The sequence below is a fragment of the Bacillus pacificus genome, assembly GCF_020861345.1.
GTDB lineage: Bacteria > Bacillota > Bacilli > Bacillales > Bacillaceae_G > Bacillus_A > Bacillus_A pacificus.
In genome coordinates, this window is the sequence record NZ_CP086328.1 from 3053375 (window position 1) to 3076249 (window position 22875).

Below are 22875 nucleotides of genomic sequence, written 5' to 3' on the forward strand. Positions count from 1 at the left end.
CAAAACTTATTTTATTTCTTTTTCTTTCTTTTCTTCTCTCTCTTTATAGCGCTTTAAGAATTCCTGGCGCTCCCTTTCGTATTCCTCCCACGAAATATAAAATGATGGAAATTTAAATCTACAATAGGCTAATAATTGGAACTCAGCTGCGCCTATGGCTATCGCGTACATGATGAACGTAAATATAAAGTAACCAAACATTATGCTCAATGAGTAATTATTTTGTATATAAATTAAAACGAGAAGAATTAGTACATAAATTACCACACCAAACATTACATTTTTCTTTGCCTTATTAAAAAATGAAGTAGATCTTTCTCCCATATTAAACGCACCTTTACTTGCTTGTTTAAAAGTATCAAATGTTGTTACACCATGAACAAGTATTGCTCCTAATACTAGTAAACCTACATAAATAAGCGTAATAAAATTAATAGAATAATTACTCATCCCTGGAAGAACAAATGCCGTAAGACCTATAGTACCTAACTGAAACGCATATAATAATATCACCAATGTCTGGAGCTTTTGAAATTTAAAACGTACCTTAGGGATCAGATATATAATAAAAAAGATTACTTGTAGGCTATATAACAACAATTCCATTCTAACTATTACTGTGTCAAAAAGAGTCGGATAGTAATCCCAGCCAAATCTAATTAATGCTACAAAAATAAAAAGCATCAATAACGAACTATAAAGCATTCCACCAAACATAAACAACATAGCTCCTTCAGGGCTTAAACGATGTCTACATGTTATTTTAAATTCATCTAAATCTTCTTCTTTTATGTTCCACATCCAATTGTCCCACCCTTAACTACATTCCCTTAAATCATGTAGATTAAAAATAAAAACCTTCTCATTTTGATGAAAAGAGAAGGTTCTATTAATCTCAGATATTGTTACATTATAATAATGATTCTTTTTAAGCTATTTCATAGTGCTCTGCTATTTTTTTACACATCTTTTTATATTCCAGCATCCACTCTGCTATTTCTTCTTTCTCTTCGTCAGTGGATTTTTTCTTATATTTAAAACCAATCACTTTCATATCCGAAAATACTTATTCTTCCATTTCCTCATCTACCGGAATACATTGGATAATAACTTTTGTTGTGTTTGAAACTTGTACAAAAATTTCAAATGTACCAACAAACATAGCAACCGTTCGGGATAATTCTTTATTACTCATATATAAAACCCTTGCAAGTTCTTCTGCAAGTTCAGGATATATAAACAATACATCAATCATTTCAGCAGCTATTATGCAATCATCTACTGATACTTTCTCCAATATTTGCTGCTTAATTAATTCCCCAGTTTTATCCTCACACTCTTGCTGAAAATACACAGTTTTTTCTTTTGAAAATAACCACATATGTAGGCCCCTTACTACTAAAAACAACAATTAGAACTCTTAATTCAAGAATACCTTTATATACTTCTATAAAACAAAACTAAAATTAGGGTTTTACTTTTCATATCTTTATTACTAAAAGTGTACTAAATTATTATTGTGTATCTACTGCAATTTTTATTTCAACATACTGTAACTCTTCATCACCACTAAAAATATGGTAAATAGGTGAGATCATATCAAGTTCATTATCTTCCATATACTGAAGAATCTCAGCATATGCATACTCTGTTAATGTTTCAAAATCTCCTGCATATCTTTTCATTAGCATGTTATCAACATAGTAATAACTTCGAAACTTCATTGTTTCTGATTTAGGAATACTACTCTCATATACTGGCATAAATAATTCAATAAACATATCTCCATCTGATGGTACATTTTTCAGCGCATAAAACATTGGACCTTTGACCGTTAAATTCGCTTGCGCAATTTCTGTCAATAAATCTTCTATTATTTTTTCCATATCAGTATAGTGAAAAAAATATTCTCTCGATACAACATTTGTATAAGCAATGCTTTGTTCCTCAACTATCATCGCACTAATTCACCTACTTCAATAATAGGAGCATAAATATCCAACCACATATCACCATATACATCTAAACATACGTGATAAAAGCTACTATCTAATTTCATATGATTCTGTTCAGCAAATTCATTTAAAACACGATAAGCGTCTTCAATATCACCATCTTCATCTGAGAATCTAACACAAAGTGCTTCTTCAATAAGAATTGCATCAATATACTCATAAGGTGAATCCTCTTCCATATTTACCCTTCCATTCACTGGGACACAATACATATATTCACCATATTCCGGTTCATTCTCTAATGGTGAATACGTAAAAAGAACAGGTCCTATTGGGTATATATCGTTATGAACTACTTGATTTCTAAGTGCGATAGCTGGTAACAACCAATCATCTTTTTTTACTATTTGAGTGATGCTTATTAAATTTAAAAGCGATAATGCTTTATACTGAACTTTCATAATCTCTACCCCTTATACAGTGATTTATTTATTTCTTCACAAATAGATTCTTCCACGCACATAAAAAAAACAGTTTATGACTATCATTTACAAATCTCATTTCAATTTTTATTTTTCTTTTGTTCTTTTTCTCTGATTCTTTTTCTATTTGCTATAAATTCTTGGCGTTCCTTTTCATGTTGTTCCCACGTAATATTAAAAGATGGGAATTTGAAGCGACAATACACCAATAGGACGAATTCTGCTGATGCAACGGCAAATACATATAATATTATTGTTTGTAAAAAATAGAACACCATTGGCTTTAGCGCAAAATGAATACTTGCAAAGATTAATATCAAAAGGACAACTATATAAATAAACATTCCAATTAACATCCAAAGTTTTGTATTAGTAAAAAATGAGGCTGACTCCCCTTTTAACTTATAGCCTCCATATTTTGCTTTTTTAAAAGTATGGATTGTTATTACAATATGAGTAATTATCGCTCCTAATAATAATAGACCTACATAAAATACTGTTAGATTTTCACAAGAATATCCAAATATTGCTTCAATTAATACATACGCATACCCTACCGTTGCAACTTGAAACGAGTTAAACACAATTACAATGGCTTGTAACTTTTGTAATTTAAATCTTAATTTCGAAAATGAATAGATTATCAAAAAAAGGATTTGCAGAATATATAATGCTAACTCTACAGAAACAATTATTCGTTCAAAAGATTTTGGATAAGCCTCCCAACCAAGTTGTAAAAAACCCAAAATAATAAAAAACATCGGTAATGAAGCATATACAAAGACTCCAACTAAAAATGCCATTACACCATCAGGACTTAATCGGTTTTTATTTGTAACTTTGAAAAAGTCTAAATCTTCTTCTTTTATGTTCCACATTCACTTATCCTACTTTCAAATTTTATATTCATCACCAAAATATTGACTTCAATTTTTTTATAACTGTTACATTCTCTTTCGTAAATTCTTTATAATTTCCAGACTTTAAATTATCGTTCATATTTACCGCCCATTTTACTAATTTCTTTGTTCCGCTAACTACACTTTCGCCTCCCAATCTATCAGATTTTGTGTTTAAGCCTACTGAGATTAGAACACCAGCCACTGCGCCTACCGCTCCTCCTGCCAAGGTACCAAGTGGTCCTAACGCAGTCCCAATCGCTGCTCCAGTTGCTGCTGCTCCCGCTGCATATGCTAAGTCCACACCTGTATCTAATGCAACATCTCTTACATCCTGTAGCTGAAATCCATCATCTTGTGACTGTATAATATTATCTACAACTGTCAACCCCGTTCCCATAATTGCCACACTTTTGAAGAGCGTCCCAGTACCTTTGAGTTTTTTAAATGTCTCTGGCCATTTCTTAAAATTAAATTCGTCAATGCTCTTTTGAAATTCGGTCCCAAATGAATCTGTCCATTTATTTTTAAATGCTTTTAAAAAACCTTCTTCCTTCCGAGTCATCATAAAATCTTCACCCGCTTTAAATTCAGGCAATTTATAAATATCTTTTTTTGCTTGTTTTATTACATTTCTTGTTTCGTTGTTGTACTTGACTTTAAATTTATCTTTAAAAATAAATTTAAAAATAGCATCTTCATTTGCATCTGTAGCTAAAAGTTTGGAAGCCGCTACAATATCGGCATCGTTTAAAGTTTTAAATACATATGCCCCTTTTCCTTTTCGAGCATTAACATCAAAATCAACACCAAATCCCAAATTTTTTTTCATGTAAACAAGGCGTAAATAACCAGAAAATAATCCGACTACTCCTTTTTTCGCTTTACCCGTATATCCCGCAATCATTTTAGCTACTCCAACTATAGATGCGAAGGTTCCTTCAGACATAAGTTTTTCGGTTGTATCACTAGAAAAGTTCCCTTCAGTCTCTTGTATTTGTCTCATAGCACCATCTAATCCGCGTAACATGTCATCAAAATTTTGAAGATCATTTTGTTGACTATTGTAAGCCTCTAGTTTTTCTAACGTATCACTGATTTCTTTTTGACTTTTTTCAACCCCTTCAGAAATTCCTGATGATGGGGGATAATGGATCGGAACAATATCATTAATTGAACTGATAGTCTGTTGTGCTAATTCATTTGATTGATTAAAACTGTTACTATACCCATTAATTTTTTGCTTTACATTATCTAAATAACTCCCATAAATTTTCGTATCTGCATCACTATCAACAGAACTATTAAAATCTTCTATTGCTTTTTCAAATTGCATGCTTAAGCTTTCTGCTGCGACCATACAACCTGAAATAACACTTCCATGAACTCTAGATAAATGGCCTTTAATTCCATCAGCAGCAGCACCTTGAAATGAATTAATCTCACTAAAATCCGCTATCTTTCCTAATAATGATTCAAACTGTTGATTCAACTCAGTGGCACTTGCTTGAAATCTACTTTGAAGTTCTTTTACTTCTTGTAACTCTATATTTTTATCCACGTTTCTCCCTCCCTATTTTGCATGATAATTTGAATCTATCATTCTTAATTGCTTCTCAAGTTGTTCGTCTTTTTCAACTATTTTCTCCCCAGTTTGTTGTATTTTATTTAAGTCATTTTCTAATATCTGTTCGTATCGCTGCACCTTTTGAGATAACTGTTCAATTGCTTCACAATATTGAATCAGCCTAGTCAAATTCGTACGATGTAACTGCATACCATTAAATTTAGTCTTACCTAAATCACTAGCACCACTTTTCAAATCACTTACTTTCGCATCAAATACCCCTTTATTTAATTTAATTTCCCCCATTTATCATTTCCCCGCCTTCTGTACTTCTACTTGAATACTAGCGTCAACCATTGAAACACTTCTACTTAGAGAAAGAATACTAGACTCACATGTAGCGATTTCTCTTTCAAGCCGCCGTATAGCTTGGTCGATGTCTTCTTGCACTCTCCCTAGTTCTCCGATAAACTTCCCTAAATTCGAAATGACTTGTTGTTCATATGTTTCTTTAAAAGTAGTTGCTCTTTGCCCCTTCCAACTACTCTCGTTTATTTCTAAAGACTTAAATTGCTCTTGATTTTGTTTAATTGCTTCAATATTATTTACAAATTTCCCCTTAGCAGTTATTAGCCTTCGTAGTTTCATTTGTAATTCAGCCAATTGCCCTTGTTGATGACTTATACTACTTAATAAACCCGATTTTTGACTATTTAATTCCTCTATCCCCATGCAAATCCCCCCTTAAATAGTTGGCACTTTAATTCTAGTAGCAAAACGATTTTCAACAAAATACCCTTCAAATGGATTTAATTTTGTACTACTTAAATCTTTATTAGATACATCGAAGACCATTTGGCCTGATGATTTTCTAAGTAAAATAACATGAGATTGCGTTTTTATTGTTTTTGAAACTAAGTCGTATCGACTGTCAATTGAATCAACATCACAGCCAATTACGAAGTGGATGCCCATAAATGCACCATTTGTTATTAATTCCGCTAAACTATATATATCGCTATCTTCTAAATTACTTAAAATATCATTTACATCTGCAATTACGATTACAATCGGCTTAAATTTCTTAATAAATTCTGCCGGATTCACTGTTTCACTTGATGCTTCCTGCTCCTCTTTAAACGCCGCTTCTCTCGATTTATAAGCGTTTGTAACTTGTTTAATCGTTTTCTCAATTCCTGTTTTTTCAGCTACATATAAAGCAGCGCTCTCTCTATAGTTTGAGAAATTTCGTGTTCTTGTATCAATTAAACCTAGGTCAAAGTGTCCACTGTCTGCTAACTGTTGAAGGAATTGATGAACTACATTTTCAACTTCATCTTTCTTAATTCCCCCTACAACAATATTAGACGCTTCCGTTAAATCTAATTTGAGAGGCGTAACGTTTTCTGTCTCTACACCAAATGTTAGTTTGCCTGCTTCAATAATTTTTCTTGTTTCTGGCCATGCAATGAATTCCTTGTATTCCAGAACTTCAGGTACCATAGGAATTGCTTTCGGTCTTTCTCCATCCCAGAAGGAATCCATCTCTTTTCCTTCAGCTTGTATATTTTCAATTCGAGTAAGGACATCTTCTCCATTTGTCGGTAAAGCTGTTTGGAAGATTGTTGGTTCGTCAATTTTAACTAAACCACGGCCTGCTAATTCTTCAATTTTTAAGTCTGTTCTTCCTACAATAGCTCTAGATTCTGCCTCATCTATCATATATAGAGCAATTTGTAGTTTAATATTTGTATTTACTTGTACTCTCAATGCATTTTGACGTGTAGCCGTAAGCATTAAATGAATTCCTACTGCTGCCCCTTCACGTACAATTTGTGCAATAATGCGTTCAAAGTCTTCGACAAATCCAGCTTCTCTAACAGCATCATAGTTATCTAACGTAATTAATATTGTTGGTAATACTTCTTTACTAGCTCTCTCATACATTTCAAGACTCGCAACACCATATTTACTTAGCAATTGCTTTCTATCTTTTAATAGGTCTTCTATGCGACGAAGAAATTTCTCGCATTTTTCAACTTGGTCTAATGTAATGATGTCTGCCACATGCGGTAAAGATTTTAATGGCATTAAACCGTTCGTTCCGAAGTCTAATAAATACACATGCAAATGCTCCGGACTATGCTGACGAGCTACATCCATAATGACTGATTGTAAGAATGTTGATTTTCCATAGCCTGGACTTGAGAAGACCGCTACGTGCCCGTCTTTACTAATATCTAGTGTTAATGGTGTTTGTGATTGTAATTCAGGCTGATCTAGTAGACCAACTGTTGCTTTTAATGGTTTCTTTTCTTTCGTCCATGCTTCTTTGAACTGAATAGCGTGTAAGTCTTGTAAATATACGCTTTCTGGAAGTGGTGGTAACCACGGTCTAGCTAACGCTTCAATTTCATTTACTTCTGCGTAATCGTGAATGTAGTCAATAACAGCATCCAGTTCAGATGGTACGCTTATTACTTCTTTACTACTACCAAGTCCACTTAAGTCTTCGCTTAATATTTCATATTGTCCTAGATCATTTATTGCATATATTGTTGCGTCTAAATGTTCTTTATCTTCTTTGTTTTCTACATAGTCTGCTCCACTCCAAGCTGATTGGAATAGTTCATATATTTCATTATTCCCAACTTGTAAGTAAGCACGTCCTGGTAATGTAATTTCAGCAGCATCTGGTGTTTTTAAAATTTCATTACTATCTGACGTATTTTGAACTTTTAATGCTAGTTTAAATTTCGAGTTACTCCAAATTTGATCATCTACAACACCACTCGGTTTTTGCGTAGCTAATATTAAATGGATTCCAAGTGAACGACCGATACGCGCTGTTGAAACTAACTCTTTCATAAATTCTGGTTGTTCTGACTTCAGTTCCGCGAATTCATCACTAATTAAAAATAGATGTGGCATCGGTTCACTTACTAAGCCTTCTTTATACAGTTTTTGATACTGATTAATATGGTTTACATCATTTTCGCCAAATAATCGTTGTCTTTTTTGTAATTCAGCTTTAATTGATGCGAGCGCTCTCATACTTTGTGCTCCATCTAAGTTCGTAATTGTTCCTAATAAATGCGGTAAGTTTTTGAATAAATTCGCCATACCGCCGCCTTTATAGTCAATTAATAAAAAGGCTACTTCGTACGGATGGAAATTAACTGCTAGAGATAAAATGTACGATTGTATAATTTCCGATTTACCTGAACCTGTTGTACCTGCTATTAACCCGTGTGGTCCGTGTGCTTTTTCGTGTAAGTTTAAGTTTACGATATCTTCTTTACCACGTAATCCAAGTGGTACAGCTAAAGATTTATGCGCTGCATTTTTCTCCCAGCGACTTGTGATATTTAGTTCTTTTACTTTCTCAACACCGTACATCTCTAAAAATGTTACACTTTCTGGGATACTATTTTTTAAGTTTTGCAAATGATTTAAAGGTGCTAATGCTCGTGAAATGTCTTCTAAATTGAACCCTTTCGGTACGTGATTGAGTTTAAATTGACGGTTTACAAGCTCTCCTTGTTCTAAGATGATGTTCCCTTGTTTTGCATCACTTATATCAATTACCGTTTTCACGTGCTCTGGTAAACTTTGCATAACATCTTGTACAAATACAAGTGATACACCTAATTGACTTGGATCATCATTAAAGAATTCCATAACAACATGGTCTAGTATTAGTTTTTCATCTGTAACGAGAACAACATAGTGCGGTGCAAAGTACATTTTTTCATTCGTTGAACTTTTTTCATCTAGTTTTAATTTTCGTTCTTTCAATATTTGATACAAACTATTTAACACTTGATCACGGCTACGGTCATGGTATACAAATCCACGTACATTTATATCGCGAACACTTCCATGTGGTAACCAGCGCATCCAATCCCATTTTTCTTTTTCTTCTTCCGGAAAAATAGTAATAAACTGCAAGTCATAATAACTATGGAATAAAGCTGTTTGTGCAACTAATAATTGTAATTGCTCTAACACTAAAGAACGTTGGCCAATATAACCGACTGGTCCATTCATTAAATCTGTTACAACTGGTACATCTTCCAATGATAGATAACGCTGTCTTAGTTCACGTGCTATATCAATTAATTCATCTTTCGTTTGACTAAATTCTTCTTCATTAAATTGAATTTCAAAACTCGTATTAGCTTGTCCTGTTCCAACGCTAAATGTTAAGAAATCATGATGTAACATTGTTTTTTCATAAATACGTGGATTTACTTGCATAGCCATATTACGTATCACTTCAACATTTGGATAATGATAATGTAATGCATGACGCTGTTTTTCACTTTCTGCATGTAAATCTTTCGTTTTTTGTTTTATATACGCTCTATAACTTTTATCACGTTCAACAATGTCAATTTTATATTGCTTTAAATTTTTTATATATGATGTGACAGAAACAATAATTGTTACTAATGTCATCGCAATCGATGCAATAATAAACATCCCATATTTCATAAAGATAGCAAGTAATACTGTTACGACAATCATGACAAGAGAAGGTGCAATAATTCTCGCCAAATGCTCAGTCGGTTTTGATGGCATACTTGAAGGTTTTGCAATTGTCATTTTCTCTTCTGGTTCACGGTAAATAATACGCGGTGAACGATGATAATCTGGATAACCACTTTGATAATTTGTTTCTGATTCTACTAAAATAGGTAACGTAGATTTCACGTTCTCTTCTGAAGAAAGTACTTGAATGTCTTCATTGCCTATTTCTACTAAAACACCATCAAAATATAATACGTCTCCCGCTTCTAACATAACGCTATCTTTTAGCTTCGTATAATTATGAAATACATCCCCATCATATACATTCACTTTAAAAGAATCGTACAACGTTTCACGAGATAGCATTAAATCTACATTTGTCCCAATAATAGAAATATCATCATAACTGTTTTGACTAATTGTAAGAGAATGTTTCGTTCCGATATCAAACACTTTAGTTGTGCCGATAATAGAGATAAAAATTTTCAAGCTCACATCTTTAGATTTTCCAATCTCAAATTCCTTATTGAATTCTATTAATTGATTTTGTACCATCCAAGCATTTACTTCATTATTCCACTTTAACTCTACTTCTTGTTCTAAACTTGGATTTGTAATATCATTTGTCCACTCTTTTCCAATCGACACTATTGATTGCTCATTTGGATGTAATGTGCACTTATATATTTTGTCTCCATAAGTCAATACTAATAGTTGCTCCATGCCTGTTCACTGCTCCTTTTCAACTGTCTCATCAAGTGCTTACTCTTTTTTCTCTGTGTCCGACAAATTTTTATCACTTGATGAATTGCCATATTTCTTTTTATATTCATCTAATTGTTGCTCATATGTTTTTAATTTTTGATCACGTTCTTCTCCTGATAAGTCCGGATTATTTTTCAGTGATTCAATTTGTTTAACAAGGCCGTACATAATAAGCTGCGGATCATCAAGTGTCTTAGCTAAATCTAATGATTTATCAAAATTACCTTTTCCGTTATACATCCAATACAGCAAATACTTTTCATCACTTTTCAAACTAATATTTTTCATAATTGATTTCTTTTGATCTTCACCTAGTTTTTCAACTGTAATGTATGCAAATGCTAACTCATATTTAGATGCAATCGGTAATGATTCAAATTCCTCTTCACTTAACTGCGTAATGACTTTGTCATAATCAGTTGCTATGAAACCCGCATTTGCTTCTAATAATTTATTTTGATAAGGAAGTTTTATAAAAGTGAAATATATTAAAGGAGCAGCTAAAATAACTGTCGCCGCTATGAAGGAAAAAGCTAAGTATTTAAACGATTTATAGCTTTTTTTAGGTACTAGCTGCATATTTTTTTCTGTTTTTGTTTGTTCCTTCTCAAAGCTGTCATCAAGAAACTGCAGTAATGCATCTAAACTTTCCATTTGAGCAACTGTCTGTTCAAATGTTGTTTCTTTTGCATCTTTTAGTAACCCAGCATATAAATCATCAAAATTGTGCTTTTCGGAGAATAAAGCAATGATTAGACACTTATATTGTGTTAAAAATTGCTCTTCTAATAACGGGGTTGGTGGAACAATATCTCGAATTCCTCTATGTATAATACTTGGTATTAAATTAGCATTAAAAACTATATTGGCTGGATGTAAAAAGAACGTGATTCGTTTATTTAAATATTTACGAAACTGCGCAACATTCCGAAGTAGTCTTAATTTCTCATTTCTTCTAAAACGGCTAAGATCGTCCCACTTATATAATTTTTTATCTACTTGATATAGAAACGTAAACATATCATCCGTTTCTTCTATTGTTAATGGTACAAATTCAGATGATACGCCCGTAATTATATCGAATTGACGGAAGTCTTTTATACGTGTTTGAGATTTGGTCATCTCCAATTTCCAATTTTCTTTTTCTATTTGAAATTGATAGTTCATTGCATCAATTTGAATTATTTTTTCCGTCATGTTTATCCTCTTCTCCTTTTCTTTATAACCAGTAATAACTTATTTTCAAAAAACTAAAAGTAAGAAATATTCTTTATAAAATTTGTAAAATATCTCCGTCTGTTATTTGGTGATCAATTAAACGATCATTATCTGTTAAAACAATTGACTTATTTTTCACTTTCATTACAAAATGTGAACCTTCATGATTATCAATCTTTAGCGTATCTAATAAGTTTTTCAATAAATATTTAATAGATTGATGATTCGGAATACGCAAATCATATGTATTTCCATTCCATTTACGAAAATCTACCGTTACATTAATATGCGTTTGTATTGCCATTACTTTACCTCCAATTTTTCCGAAGAACCGTATAAATACCTATACAAATAAGTAAAACACTGCCACCTAACAATATGATTACTGTTGTACCGATTGGCTTTTCATTCATTGTTTGATTACTTGCTACTTCATCAGCGCTTTTTCTTACAATGTATTCACTACTAAACAAACTATTTTTCGTATCTTTAACACGATTATTTTCTTTTTGTTTTATAAAAAGAGAATCTCTTAAGGATTCCATCTCTTTTTGTTCTTTCTTTTTCTTTTTTTGAATTTCTTCTTCTATATCTTTATTAAATAATTCAATTGATGCTTTATCTAATTCCGTTTCCTTATGTTCCTTTTTATTTTTTTCTTGGTCTTTATCTTCAAAGCGTTCTACTTTAAACTGAATCTTTCCATCATCACCAAGATAACTGTCGGCCGCGCTCCTTATCGGTAGCGCGACAAACAGTAAAAGGAAACAAATAAATGATAGCTTAACCACTATGCTCCATTGTTTGATCATTTACTTCTTTTTCCTCCCATTTCTTGTGCCATACAAATAGATTACTAACTAATCCTATAATGGCAATTACAAACAATACGATAAAAATAACTTTTCCTGTATCTTTACCGCTAATAAAATCATTTAGAAAACCTTCTATATATTGAAGCGGTGAAAATTGACGCAATTTACCTACAGAAGACATTTGATCTACTTTACTTCCAACTGCTTCAGTTAAAAATAGATACATACTTAAAAATACTAGTAAAATAAACATCCCTACCATTTTTATTTGTCGCAGTAAGTATGTTGAAACCAATACAAACGCCATCATAATGATTGTGATAAACGCAATCCATAGTAAACTTTGATCCTGGCCAAACTTTAAAAGACGGCCCGAAATGATTCCTATACTGATTCCTTCCACAATCGATATTCCAAATGCTACTACTGTAGTTGGTACATTCATATCAATTAAAGAGAATCTCTCTTCAAAATGATCTGATTGCGTTCGTTTCTTTTCTTGATTCGCAATTGCATACGCTGTAAATAACGCAACAATGAAACAAGTTAATACGATTAAGTATGGCGTAAAAGCATTACCTGCTACAATTACCCCATCATTTTGTTTCTGAACTGGACTAGCTAAAAACTCATATAGCATCTCATTTTGACGATCTCCAATACGACTATTCGCCAAAATCTTCGTAAAGTTTTTCGAGAATGCTTTATCATCTTCCATTTTCTTCGTAAAATCATTTAATAACGAATCTGCTTTCGAAACAATTGTCGTTCCACTTTCCTGAATTTCTTTTGCTTGTCCATTAATTTGATCAAATGTTTTATACACATCATCTGATGTCGCTAAACTATGCTTCGAACTCTCTACTAATGACTGAGTTTGCATCGTTAAAGATTTAATACCAGAGTCTAATGATAGTACAGCTGTTTGTTCACCTGCATTATTAGTCGTTAATACTTGTTGTTCTTCAGCTAGCTTTAAGCTACTCTCACGCCATTTCGCTAAACCTTTTAAATATTCACCTAAGTTTTGATTCATACTAGTTGCTTGCTGCATCGTTTCATTTAACTTCTCTGCTAGTAGTATTGAATTTTGATCTGCACTAGTAATAAGTTGTTGGTAAGAGTCTATTTTTTGTTTTAACCCCATCATATCTTGCTTTACTTCACTCGTAATACTAGCTGAAACAAGATTTGAAATTAAATCAATTACACTTTGTTTATTTAACATATAATACAATGAATGATCCGTCGCAATCGCATCTAAACTTCCCTCTTCAAGCTTAGGACCTACATCATTTGTTCTTAAATCAATCCCATAATACACTTGATAAAGACTCATTAAACCTTGATAACTTTGAACGGTCTCAACTGCTTCTTTAATTAATACATTAGATGTATTATCTGTTAACTTCTCAGTCTTTTGATGTACAACATGATTATTTGTACGTTCAATAACTGTTGAGCCACCACCTTGATTTTGGTTTCCACCATTTCCATTATCTGTTCCCGTTCCGCCTCCTGGGTTTCCACCATTTCCATTATCTGTTCCCGTTCCGCCTCCTGGGTTTCCACCATTTCCATTATCTGTTCCCGTTCCGCCTCCTGGGTTTCCACCATTTCCATTATCTGTTCCCGTTCCGCCTCCTGGGTTTCCTTCGGTATTATTACTCTGTTCTGTCTTTTGAATGATAGGCTTGTTAACAGTGTTTACTAGCGGCATTATTCCATACTGCGTTTTATGAAATACATTTTCTACTTTTCTATTTTCTGTTTTTGTTCCTTCATTCTTTTTATTTGGTTCTTCTTTTTTAGGTTCTTCTTTTCCGGTACTAGTTTCTTTCTCGTAATTACCATTCAATTTCCATTCCCACGTTACTGGAGAGAAAACATCTATATTGATACTTGGATCTACTAACTTCACATGAAGGCTAATTTTCAAATCTCCCTCATTACGTGCTGATATTGCAACTGCTCCGTTTTGCAAGAATTCACTTGTACGGTCCACACCATCAATTAATAGTGAATCTGTATTACCATATAACTCAAAGCCACTCGGAATAGTAATATTCATAGTTTGCGAAGAATCCATTCCAATTACTTTCGCTGTATCACTGAATGTAATTCCATCTTTAGCCAAACTTTCTTTTACTTTTTTAATTGGGTTTCCTAAAGATATTTTATTGACTGGATCATAATTAAAATTATTTTCTTTATTATATTTATTCGTAAATTGGATTACGTTTTTCAGTTGTAATTTCGTTACATCCGGCAAATCACTTTGAACGATTTCTTCCATGTTCAAACTAGGCAACTTCGCAATTAAATTTTCAATTTGTTGCTTAATACGAAGATCTGGTTGTTTCATTAACGAATTTATAACTACTTCGTGTTGTCCATCATTTGATATAGACTTTTGTAATCGTTTAAGAATTGTCGCTTGTATGTCACTCTCTAATTTCCCTGCAAGTTCTGTATCATATTCTGACACTTGTTTTTTTACATCTGTTAAATATTTTTGTATTGCTGAAGCATCTGCTAAAATATTAGGATCTTTCTCTGAAAGCGTAAATTGATTTGCGATAATTTTATTTGCAGATTCCAATGCGCTTAACTGCTTTAAAGTATCCCCTGAATTCATATCGCTCATATACTGATTAAATTGATTTGTAAAATTATTCGCTAACAGATTATTATCAGTTTGCATTTTTTGAAAGTTATTAAATCCTTCTAAATACGTATTATTAGATTTATTCCCTTCTTCTAATGCTTGACCAAACCCTTTTAAAACATCTTGGAATCCTTTAAAACTATTAACAGAAATACCAGTGTAATCTTGTACCGTTTTAAATTGGTTTGTGTAATTTGCCAGCGGGCTATGTACATCTTTTTTATACATAGTCGTTTGATTGATCCCTTTTTCAATTATTTTACCTATATTATCTTGTGCACCTTGCAACTTACCGATAACACTTGCAAAATAAACATCGATGATTTGCTTATTAAAATCTTCTAAAATAGCAGAGGCTGTATTTTCTGCCTCAGCTTTCAAATCTTTATTTCCAGTTGCATTTACTTTGTAATTTAATGTTAATTTCTCTGGAAGTTCTGAATCAATCGCAACAGCTTTTCTTGAAAAATCGTTAGGTATTACAATCATCATATTGTAATTATTATTTTTCAAACCACTTTCTGCTACACCACGACTCACTACGTACCATTCTTGTTTCGTGTTTTTATTTACATTTTTTACAAATTGATCTCCAAACGCTATTTTATTCCCTTCAAATACAGTACCTTGATCTTCATTTACCAATGCAACTGTCATTTTGGGCGTGGTGTTCTCATTTGCTTTTTTAACATTTTGGTTTAACGCTAAATAGGAGATCCCTGTTGATAACACAAGAGCTAAAATAATAAACAACAAGATGCTCCACTTGAACTTTTTCACTACTTATCACTCCTGCAACTGCGAGTCTATTAAGTTAAAGACTTCGTATCTTACTCTAGTTTTAAAGTAATTTAGCCATACAACCTATAGTTGCATGGCTAAATTATATATTTCTTTTTTATCTGTCTTATTGTAGACCGAAATTACGAGAAAGATCTTCGTCATGTCTTGCAACAGCTTCTGCAGTTTTATTAAGCTGCATATTAATTTCTTGTAATAGCTGTGCGAAGTTTTGTACTTTTGGCTTTAATTGATTGAACTGTTGATCAAAGCCTTCGAAAGCACGACCTTCCCATTCTCCTCTTAATTCATTTTGTAAGTTTTGTAATTGACGTAAAATGTCCTCAATTTGATTTGCACTTTGTCCATATCGAGTCGCTTTCGATTTAAGCTCCTCTGGTGACATGCGAATTTGTCCTGCCATTATTAAATCCCCCTTAAAATTTAAAAATAGTAAAATTAACCAATAATCAATTCTACAAATTGATTATATCAATAATTTAAAAATTTCTAAACAAAAAAATGATATTTTTCCAAATTTTCTCTTTTACTATAATAACATTATATTATATAATTCTAATTTAGTATTTTTGAGGCATACTCTATAAATCGACTATAAATTTAAAGAAAACCTTTTATTTTATATATCTTTAAGAACTTATCCATTTTTTATTCCAACAATAAATTGGTTACTAAATCATGATTTTCCCACCTCCCACTCACGATATTTTTCTCACTTCAAAGTCATAATTACCTGTCTTTCAACAAAACCAAACTCTTCGTACATCTCTTTCGCAAAATTTCCAGCAAATACATTCAAACGAATTTCTGAATAATTCTTTTTTAATTCCTTAATACCAGCCTCCATTAATTTTCTTGATAATCCTTTCCCGCGGTACTCTGGAAAAACATACAATTCATATATAAAACCTAGTTTTTCATGAGAAAAATAGTCCGTATTTTCTCCTATTAATATCCATCCCATTACATTGTTTTCTTCTTTAACGACTAAATAATATGCTCCCTTTTCTACAATCGGCCTTGTAATTTCAATTGCTTTCTCTGTACTTAACTGACAATTTCCCCTCGTGCCTTCAAAAAGCGATTGAGCTGCATATTGTATTATTTCGTTCGTGTCTTCTCGGTTTGCCTTTTCTATCATTTTTCACAACTCTCCTCTTTAATAGGCATTAATATTGCTTGTTCAAGTTCCTCCGACTCAACCACAATTGCCATCAATCCCTTTTCCGTACTCGTTTCATGAAATTCGCCCTTCTCCCAAAACACAGCTTGTCCCGCTTCCACCTTCACTTTTTCTTTATCTGCCCCACATACATATCCTTCGCCGTCCACAATAAGAAGCAGTTGCGATACAACTGCTTCATGATATCCAATTATTCCATTCTCTTTTAAATGCATAGCACCGATATGTATATTCCCTTGATGATTTACTATTTTCGACATTATGAAATTAGATTGAAATGCTGTGATTTGCTTTCCTACTTTTTCACTAAAATCAAAAATCTTCACTTCTAGTCCTCCTTATATGTATAAAACCATCCTTACTGTCTGCATCATATGTCCTTCAAAATCTTCTTCAAATTCCTCTAATTGCGCAAAACCTTTCGCTTCATAAAAACGTTTTCCTTTTTCATTCGCTGCTTCTACATGAATGTATAGTTTCCGAATTCCTTTTAATACCGTTAACCCTTTTTGTAATAAAGCACTTCCTATCCCTTTCCCTTGTTGATCTGGTAACAAATAAATCGCGCCTAATTCTGCTTCGTTTTGCAGTCTAACAGGTGAAAAATTTGCAAAGCCAATTACTTCTCCCTCCTCTTCTGCAACGAATAAATGTGTATTCTCAAGACGATATTTCATTTTTTCGTCAGAATAAGCCTCGTCTAAAAAACTGTCTTGAATCTCTCTCGGAATAATGCCTTCGTATGTATCATACCAAGCTATTTTCGCTACTGATTGTACAGCATGAATATCTTCTTGCTTCATTTCTCTAATTACATATGTCATCTCGATGTCTCCATTCTCTTTAAATTATATTCTGCTAATATACGAGAAGAAATGGCAGAACCATTTTCATAATCCACCTTTATTAATTTTAATTTCTCAATTGAAGCTGTTGCATGATCAAATTTTTCATAAATATATTCCATTACACGTAAAAACTGCTTTGTATATAATCTATTTGCAATCGTACAATGCGGAACCCATTTTCCCGGTACGTAATATGAATTTGGGTTGTCATGAAAAATTTTTAAATAATCATGAAAAGAATGATGAAGTTTTAACAATTCATCGGTAACAGTCGGTGCTAGAAAGACCGTTCCGTTAGTAGGAAAAACTCCAACAGAAGGAAAAGTTACTGGGTCCGTATTTTCTTGCATAGCTACAAACTCTCCTAATTTCTCCTTATACAAATGAACATCTAACTCATTATAATCAGCTAACGTAATATGAGGTTCTACTCCGGCTAATTGATTTTTGCCAATGATATTTGTTAATTCATTTTGCAATTCTGTAATTTTATTAGTAAACACACGATCAAATGTAGCAATAATAGCGTACATATCCCTTCACCTCTTTGTTACACATAGTGCTTCCCATTCTTCACGAATCATCCCCATTCGAATAGAATCATAGTACGTTCCGTTATAATAACGACATTTGCGCATTCTACCTTCTAAAGTCATTCCTATTTTCTCCGCTACTTTCATCATTCGTTCATTACCAGACCAAGTCGTGAGCCCTACTCTACCAATCTCCATCTTTTCAAATAGTAAATCCCGATATAACGTTAACGCTTCTGTACCGTAGCCGCCATTCCAGTAAGCCGGATTATAAATGACAATTCCCATCTCCAACCAACGCGTCGGTTTATACTCCCAATAAAATCCGACCGTCCCTATAACTTGACCGTTATTTTCTATAATTAAATTGGATAGAGGTTCTTCTTTTAAACGAGTTTGCATCTTCTCCTTATAGGATGAGTATTCTTGCATTGAAAACGGAAAATACGGTGCATCCCATTTTTTCCATTCTGGATTTTCTTCTTTAAACACGAGATTCCATAATGTTTTTATATCTGATTCTTCAATTGTACGAATTGTTACTCTATCCCCTTTTACGATTACGCTTTTCATAATTTCCTCCTACGTTCCTCTTTATTTCATATATAATTATAATATTTTTTCTGAAAAATCAAAACAAATATCGTTTATTATATTGTATAATTTTGTTATAAGATACCAATTATTCATGTAGAAAGCTGGTGATTCAATGAATAATCGATTTAGTATCACTTTGTTTCTCACTATTATTACGACAAATATTATTCTCTATTTCTTCTTACCATTACGTATTGTTACGAAATGGGACTTCAATGGAACACCTACGTCAATGATGGATAAAAGTACTTTTGTGATCGTAAATATAATTATATGTTCCTTCTTATTCTTTTTATTTTTAGCTTTATCTAAAGCAGCGAGTAACGAGAAATTTCTCCATTGGATCGGCAACACAATGTTACTATTCTTATTTTTTGTTGATATTGTCATTGCCCTTATCGCCCTTGGCTTTTCACTTCCTCTTGATTATTTCATATTTTTAGCATTAGGGCTTTTATTTATATTAATAGGTTATTTCAGTTCCAAAATTGATACGACTAAATCAACCGTTTCATTGGAATGGAATGATAAGCACCTTGAAAAAAGAGCTTCAAATATTTGTAGTATTTCAATGATGATAGCAGGTATTTTCCTAGCGGGGCTTCCATTTATCGTCTCTGCTCCATATAGAGGTTATGCTATACTAGCAATTATTTTAGGAATGACGCTTGTCATTTTACCGAGTACGATTTATTTACTTATTAAAGATAGCAAGCAATCTACTTCTTAAAAAAATAGGAGGTTACATCCCTCCTATTTCAGCTAAATATTTTCTTTTTCGTCTTTTCTATCTCAACTAAAATTCCTTTCTCTATCCAGCCTTCTACTCCATCTTTTTTAATTAAATCATATCCTGAGCAGCTACCATCAATGAGAGAAACAATATCCCCTTTTTTTACGCTTATTTGCGCACAAGATATATCCGTTTTCACTGTGTATTCACCTGAATCAAGTTGCCTAATGTATTCATCTTTCACAGAAAGTAATGTATTCGTTTCCTTTTGCCTACATATTGTGTAATCTTGCTTCTTCTCAATAGGCTCTATGTAATAATGTGGATAGGTAACCCCGCCCTGCATTGTTGCATCGGCATGAAAATCTGCTATTACTTCATACTCTGGAAAATAATCAACATATGTATAAGAAAACTTATCACTTGCGCTTGTCCTCTGAATAATAAATGCATTTAATTGTCCTGCCTCTTTAATCGCATTTCCGCCGTCAATTGCTATAATCTTTTTCTCCTTATCAATAACTGGATTGTTAGACGGTGCCTTCTCTGAGTAGTTTACAACAGGCCAATGACCAACAACTACATACTTATTTGCTTTATGTGATTGATTGAAAAACTCCGGCATTGCTGTTGCATTTTTTCGTTCTGTTTCTTTCCAATCCTCTCTATCTTCAAGGCCAGCATGTACAAAGATATAATCTTCCGTTTCAATCGCTGTTGGTAATTCTGTTAGCCACTTTATTTCTTTTGAGAAATGACCCATCAATATGTTTTTCACTTCACAAATATCACTTTCTTCATGAACGGTAACATTCAATTGTGCTAGCCATTCATTGAAAATTGTATTTTTTCGCGTACACAAATAATTTATTAAAGCAGGATTTTCATTTACAAGCGCTTCAACTATAACTTCACAATTCCCTTCAACAACATGAACATTTGAATTGTTCTTTACAATATTCATGACATAGTTTACGACGCCAATGCTATCTCTTCCTTTCTCACAAAGATCACCATTAATAATTAAATAATCTTCATCTTTAAAATTAACTTTATGTAGTAATTCCTTAAAAAGATCTAATTCTCCATGAATATCAGAAATAATAATGACTCTTACATCATTTGGTATAAATAATTCCTTTATTTTTTCCAAGTTTAAACGCTCCTAACATTCTCTGAATTCAATATTCCGTTGTTAATCTCTAACATTCGACAAATTATATTACTAGACCTGTCCCTAATCCAAATCTGAAAAAGAAAATAGGTTCCATATATTTTTACATACGGAACCTACTTAATATTATAACGCTTTATAAAAAGAATAGCTTACCTTATTAAAGCCCTCTCTTTCATAAAAACGATGTGCATCAATTCTTGGAAACGCAGATGTAAGAACGATAGAACTGCATCCTTTTTCTTCCCCCCATTTTTCTACATATGACAGCAGAACCTTACCATACCCTTTTGATCTGTGAGCTTCCGCAGTTACAAGGTCATACACAAAAACATGTTTCTCATTATAAAAATTCGTACAAATCGCTACACCAGCTAGACTAACAACTTCTTCATCTTCATTACGTAGCGAAAATAGTTTATAATTTTCTTCTTTCATTTTTTGAAATAAAGAACTTGCCTCTTCTCTTGAAATTTTCGTTCTCAATTGTTGTAATACGGGAAATACATCGTGTAAATCTGCTTCTGTTACTACTGCTTTAACATTCATTATGATTCGCCCCTTACTATTTATAAAATTTTCTAAATGTTATATCATCATTATAGAAAGAAACTGCCCTTAGTTTAAGTGACAGTTTTATTCTTTTTTATAAGGCCAGTATTAAAAGGAGCGTCTACAAATGGATCTGACTATCCCATTAGTGTTACAAAGTAAAACACCTATTTATTTACAAATTTACGAATATATAAAACGAGAAATCTCTCATGGATCACTACGTGCTGGTACACGCCTTCCTTCTCACAGAAATTTAGCTATACAACTTAATGTAAGCCGTATTACAGTTGAATCCGCTTATCAACAATTACTAGCTGAAGGTTACGTAGAAAGCAAACCGAAACGCGGAATTTTTGTTGCGGAAGTTGATATTGATGTCATTCAAAAGAAACAGCAAATTGCATCAAACAGTGCTAACAATAAAGAAAAAGAACAATATGATTATGATTGTAGTCAAGGACTTATTGATCAAAAAGCTTTTCCGATAACAAACTGGAAAAGAGCATTACACGAAACTTTATTTCAGTATGAAGATGAATTATTTGCTAAAGAAGATCCACAAGGTGAGCTCGTTCTACGAGAACATATTTCAAAATATTTATATCATGCTCGCGGGGTACATTCTTCACCTGATCAAATTATTATTGGAGCAGGTACGCAGCCTCTTCTTTGGCTACTCCTTCAACTACTTGGTTCAAAAAAAGAATACGGAATCGAAAACCCTGGATTTCACCGTATACCTGCTATGATTCAAAGTTCTGGACTTCCTGTTCACCCTATCCCTTTAGATGATAAAGGAATTCATATTTCTGCTTTACGTGAATCGGGTTCCAATGTGGCATATGTCACTCCATCTCACCAATTTCCACTCGGAATCATTATGCCGTTATCTAGAAGACTCGAGTTATTAAAATGGGCGAATGATTGTAAAGGGTATATTGTTGAAGATGATTATGATGGAGAATTTCGCTATATTGGAAAACCTATTCCTTCTTTACAAGGACTAGATTCAAATGAACGTGTTATTTATATGGGAACTTTTTCGAAATCTTTTTTACCTTCTTTACGAATGGGATATATCGTTTTACCACCTCATCTGCTAAAAACCTATAAAGAACTTGGTGGTATGTATAAACAAACAGTTTCTACAATGCAACAACTTACCTTTGCTACCTTTATTCAAAGTGGGGATTGGGAACGTCATATTAACCGAAGTCGTACGTTATATAAAAGAAAGCATATTTCTTTAATTAAATCTATTACAAACGAAATGGGGAATAACGTGCATATACTCGGTGAACAATCTGGACTTCATATTGTACTTCACGTTCATAATAGTATGAACGAACAAGAACTTATTCATGCAGCTGCAAAACAACGTATTAAGTTATACCCTCTCTCGACATACGATTCTGTTCATAATGTGAGGGAGGAGTCATATGTATTACTTGGTTTTGGTAGTATTCCAGAGAATCGTATCGAAACCGTTGTCCAATTATTGAAAGAGGCCTGGTTCCCCAAATAAGAATAGCTCCACGTAAGTATAACT

The 22875-nt window shown here is 32.8% G+C and carries 24 protein-coding genes; 2 read left to right on the forward strand and 22 right to left on the reverse strand.

Annotated elements, in window-relative coordinates:
* Positions 1 to 6: 6 nt before the first annotated feature.
* The 20 genes from LMD38_RS15985 to LMD38_RS16075 form a co-directional block, all read right to left on the reverse strand.
* A complete protein-coding gene (locus tag LMD38_RS15985) occupies positions 7 to 801 on the reverse strand; it encodes a hypothetical protein (protein ID WP_097999317.1) in 795 nt (264 codons plus the stop codon).
* A gap of 127 nt (positions 802 to 928) precedes the next feature.
* Positions 929 to 1054, reverse strand: coding sequence for a hypothetical protein (locus tag LMD38_RS28635; RefSeq protein WP_255262000.1), 126 nt, complete (start codon positions 1052 to 1054; stop codon positions 929 to 931).
* 12 nt (positions 1055 to 1066) lie between these two features.
* Positions 1067 to 1381 carry a hypothetical protein gene (locus tag LMD38_RS15990; RefSeq protein WP_062821205.1) on the reverse strand — a complete coding sequence of 105 codons (315 nt, stop codon included), beginning with the start codon at positions 1379 to 1381 and terminating at the stop codon, positions 1067 to 1069.
* A gap of 133 nt (positions 1382 to 1514) precedes the next feature.
* Complete coding sequence (locus tag LMD38_RS15995) at positions 1515 to 1958, reverse strand: DUF5085 family protein (protein WP_000634597.1); 444 nt, start codon at positions 1956 to 1958, stop codon at positions 1515 to 1517.
* Positions 1955 to 2416 carry a DUF5085 family protein gene (locus LMD38_RS16000; protein WP_061667204.1) on the reverse strand — a complete coding sequence of 154 codons (462 nt, stop codon included), beginning with the start codon at positions 2414 to 2416 and terminating at the stop codon, positions 1955 to 1957. Before LMD38_RS16000 ends, LMD38_RS15995 begins: the two co-directional genes overlap by 4 nt.
* 101 nt (positions 2417 to 2517) lie before the next feature.
* Positions 2518 to 3315: a hypothetical protein gene (locus LMD38_RS16005; protein ID WP_062821204.1), complete on the reverse strand. Its 798-nt coding sequence runs from the start codon at positions 3313 to 3315 to the stop codon at positions 2518 to 2520.
* Between the two features lie 31 nt (positions 3316 to 3346).
* A complete protein-coding gene (locus tag LMD38_RS16010; RefSeq protein WP_062821203.1) occupies positions 3347 to 4897 on the reverse strand; it encodes a T7SS effector LXG polymorphic toxin in 1551 nt (516 codons plus the stop codon).
* Between the two features lie 12 nt (positions 4898 to 4909).
* Positions 4910 to 5209 carry a TIGR04197 family type VII secretion effector gene (locus LMD38_RS16015; protein WP_044307211.1) on the reverse strand — a complete coding sequence of 100 codons (300 nt, stop codon included), beginning with the start codon at positions 5207 to 5209 and terminating at the stop codon, positions 4910 to 4912.
* 3 nt (positions 5210 to 5212) lie between these two features.
* On the reverse strand, positions 5213 to 5635 hold the full coding sequence (locus LMD38_RS16020) for a YwqH-like family protein (protein ID WP_062821202.1): 423 nt from the start codon (positions 5633 to 5635) through the stop codon (positions 5213 to 5215).
* 12 nt (positions 5636 to 5647) lie between these two features.
* A complete protein-coding gene (gene essC, locus LMD38_RS16025; protein ID WP_227585647.1) occupies positions 5648 to 10159 on the reverse strand; it encodes a type VII secretion protein EssC in 4512 nt (1503 codons plus the stop codon).
* A gap of 39 nt (positions 10160 to 10198) precedes the next feature.
* A complete protein-coding gene (gene essB, locus LMD38_RS16030) occupies positions 10199 to 11398 on the reverse strand; it encodes a type VII secretion protein EssB (RefSeq protein ID WP_016717310.1) in 1200 nt (399 codons plus the stop codon).
* A gap of 73 nt (positions 11399 to 11471) precedes the next feature.
* Positions 11472 to 11723: an EsaB/YukD family protein gene (locus tag LMD38_RS16035; protein WP_016717309.1), complete on the reverse strand. Its 252-nt coding sequence runs from the start codon at positions 11721 to 11723 to the stop codon at positions 11472 to 11474.
* A 4-nt stretch (positions 11724 to 11727) separates the two neighbouring features.
* Positions 11728 to 12231: a type VII secretion protein EssA gene (gene essA / locus LMD38_RS16040; RefSeq protein WP_062821200.1), complete on the reverse strand. Its 504-nt coding sequence runs from the start codon at positions 12229 to 12231 to the stop codon at positions 11728 to 11730.
* On the reverse strand, positions 12203 to 15682 hold the full coding sequence (esaA, locus tag LMD38_RS16045; RefSeq protein ID WP_228919812.1) for a type VII secretion protein EsaA: 3480 nt from the start codon (positions 15680 to 15682) through the stop codon (positions 12203 to 12205). The genes essA and esaA overlap by 29 nt, the downstream gene beginning before the upstream one ends.
* Positions 15683 to 15809: 127 nt before the next feature.
* Complete coding sequence (locus tag LMD38_RS16050; RefSeq protein WP_000918605.1) at positions 15810 to 16106, reverse strand: WXG100 family type VII secretion target; 297 nt, start codon at positions 16104 to 16106, stop codon at positions 15810 to 15812.
* Between the two features lie 309 nt (positions 16107 to 16415).
* The gene (locus LMD38_RS16055) at positions 16416 to 16844 is read right to left on the reverse strand and encodes a GNAT family N-acetyltransferase (protein WP_062822307.1); all 429 of its coding nucleotides are present in this window, start codon (positions 16842 to 16844) and stop codon (positions 16416 to 16418) included.
* Positions 16841 to 17212, reverse strand: a complete 372-nt coding sequence (locus tag LMD38_RS16060; protein ID WP_016717305.1) for a cupin domain-containing protein — start codon at positions 17210 to 17212, stop codon at positions 16841 to 16843. Before LMD38_RS16060 ends, LMD38_RS16055 begins: the two co-directional genes overlap by 4 nt.
* A gap of 12 nt (positions 17213 to 17224) precedes the next feature.
* Positions 17225 to 17710 carry a GNAT family N-acetyltransferase gene (locus LMD38_RS16065; RefSeq protein ID WP_227585345.1) on the reverse strand — a complete coding sequence of 162 codons (486 nt, stop codon included), beginning with the start codon at positions 17708 to 17710 and terminating at the stop codon, positions 17225 to 17227.
* Entirely contained in the window at positions 17707 to 18267 is a 561-nt protein-coding gene (locus LMD38_RS16070) for a 2'-5' RNA ligase family protein (protein ID WP_016717304.1), read from the reverse strand. Before LMD38_RS16070 ends, LMD38_RS16065 begins: the two co-directional genes overlap by 4 nt.
* Positions 18268 to 18273: 6 nt before the next feature.
* On the reverse strand, positions 18274 to 18840 hold the full coding sequence (locus LMD38_RS16075) for a GNAT family N-acetyltransferase (protein WP_016717303.1): 567 nt from the start codon (positions 18838 to 18840) through the stop codon (positions 18274 to 18276).
* A gap of 136 nt (positions 18841 to 18976) precedes the next feature.
* Between LMD38_RS16075 and LMD38_RS16080 the strand changes: the two genes are divergently transcribed.
* Positions 18977 to 19594, forward strand: a complete 618-nt coding sequence (locus tag LMD38_RS16080; RefSeq protein WP_001065179.1) for a DUF1648 domain-containing protein — start codon at positions 18977 to 18979, stop codon at positions 19592 to 19594.
* 28 nt (positions 19595 to 19622) lie between these two features.
* Here the strand turns inward: LMD38_RS16080 and LMD38_RS16085 are convergent, their stop codons facing one another.
* Positions 19623 to 20750: a metallophosphoesterase gene (locus tag LMD38_RS16085; protein ID WP_062822309.1), complete on the reverse strand. Its 1128-nt coding sequence runs from the start codon at positions 20748 to 20750 to the stop codon at positions 19623 to 19625.
* Positions 20751 to 20897: 147 nt separating this feature from the next.
* Positions 20898 to 21320, reverse strand: a complete 423-nt coding sequence (locus LMD38_RS16090) for a GNAT family N-acetyltransferase (RefSeq protein WP_001101048.1) — start codon at positions 21318 to 21320, stop codon at positions 20898 to 20900.
* A 130-nt stretch (positions 21321 to 21450) separates the two neighbouring features.
* Between LMD38_RS16090 and pdxR the strand changes: the two genes are divergently transcribed.
* Entirely contained in the window at positions 21451 to 22851 is a 1401-nt protein-coding gene (gene pdxR / locus LMD38_RS16095) for a MocR-like pyridoxine biosynthesis transcription factor PdxR (protein ID WP_062822310.1), read from the forward strand.
* Positions 22852 to 22875 lie beyond the last annotated feature (24 nt).

Bases quoted from the DNA above. Each gene is read 5' to 3' on its own strand.
- LMD38_RS16055 (WP_062822307.1), bottom strand. From the start codon at position 16,844: ATGATAGAAAAGGCAAACCGAGAAGACACGAACGAAATAATACAATAT.
- essA (WP_062821200.1), bottom strand. From the start codon at position 12,231: ATGATCAAACAATGGAGCATAGTGGTTAAGCTATCATTTATTTGTTTC.
- LMD38_RS16065 (WP_227585345.1), bottom strand. From the start codon at position 17,710: ATGACATATGTAATTAGAGAAATGAAGCAAGAAGATATTCATGCTGTA.
- LMD38_RS15985 (WP_097999317.1), bottom strand. From the start codon at position 801: ATGTGGAACATAAAAGAAGAAGATTTAGATGAATTTAAAATAACATGT.
- LMD38_RS16000 (WP_061667204.1), bottom strand. From the start codon at position 2,416: ATGAAAGTTCAGTATAAAGCATTATCGCTTTTAAATTTAATAAGCATC.
- LMD38_RS16075 (WP_016717303.1), bottom strand. From the start codon at position 18,840: ATGAAAAGCGTAATCGTAAAAGGGGATAGAGTAACAATTCGTACAATT.
- LMD38_RS16015 (WP_044307211.1), bottom strand. From the start codon at position 5,209: ATGGGGGAAATTAAATTAAATAAAGGGGTATTTGATGCGAAAGTAAGT.
- LMD38_RS15995 (WP_000634597.1), bottom strand. From the start codon at position 1,958: ATGATAGTTGAGGAACAAAGCATTGCTTATACAAATGTTGTATCGAGA.
- LMD38_RS28635 (WP_255262000.1), bottom strand. From the start codon at position 1,054: ATGAAAGTGATTGGTTTTAAATATAAGAAAAAATCCACTGACGAAGAG.
- LMD38_RS16070 (WP_016717304.1), bottom strand. From the start codon at position 18,267: ATGTACGCTATTATTGCTACATTTGATCGTGTGTTTACTAATAAAATT.
- essB (WP_016717310.1), bottom strand. From the start codon at position 11,398: ATGACGGAAAAAATAATTCAAATTGATGCAATGAACTATCAATTTCAA.
- pdxR (WP_062822310.1), top strand. From the start codon at position 21,451: ATGGATCTGACTATCCCATTAGTGTTACAAAGTAAAACACCTATTTAT.
- LMD38_RS16090 (WP_001101048.1), bottom strand. From the start codon at position 21,320: ATGAATGTTAAAGCAGTAGTAACAGAAGCAGATTTACACGATGTATTT.
- LMD38_RS16080 (WP_001065179.1), top strand. From the start codon at position 18,977: ATGAATAATCGATTTAGTATCACTTTGTTTCTCACTATTATTACGACA.
- LMD38_RS15990 (WP_062821205.1), bottom strand. From the start codon at position 1,381: ATGTGGTTATTTTCAAAAGAAAAAACTGTGTATTTTCAGCAAGAGTGT.
- essC (WP_227585647.1), bottom strand. From the start codon at position 10,159: ATGGAGCAACTATTAGTATTGACTTATGGAGACAAAATATATAAGTGC.
- LMD38_RS16035 (WP_016717309.1), bottom strand. From the start codon at position 11,723: ATGGCAATACAAACGCATATTAATGTAACGGTAGATTTTCGTAAATGG.
- LMD38_RS16050 (WP_000918605.1), bottom strand. From the start codon at position 16,106: ATGGCAGGACAAATTCGCATGTCACCAGAGGAGCTTAAATCGAAAGCG.
- LMD38_RS16005 (WP_062821204.1), bottom strand. From the start codon at position 3,315: ATGTGGAACATAAAAGAAGAAGATTTAGACTTTTTCAAAGTTACAAAT.
- LMD38_RS16020 (WP_062821202.1), bottom strand. From the start codon at position 5,635: ATGGGGATAGAGGAATTAAATAGTCAAAAATCGGGTTTATTAAGTAGT.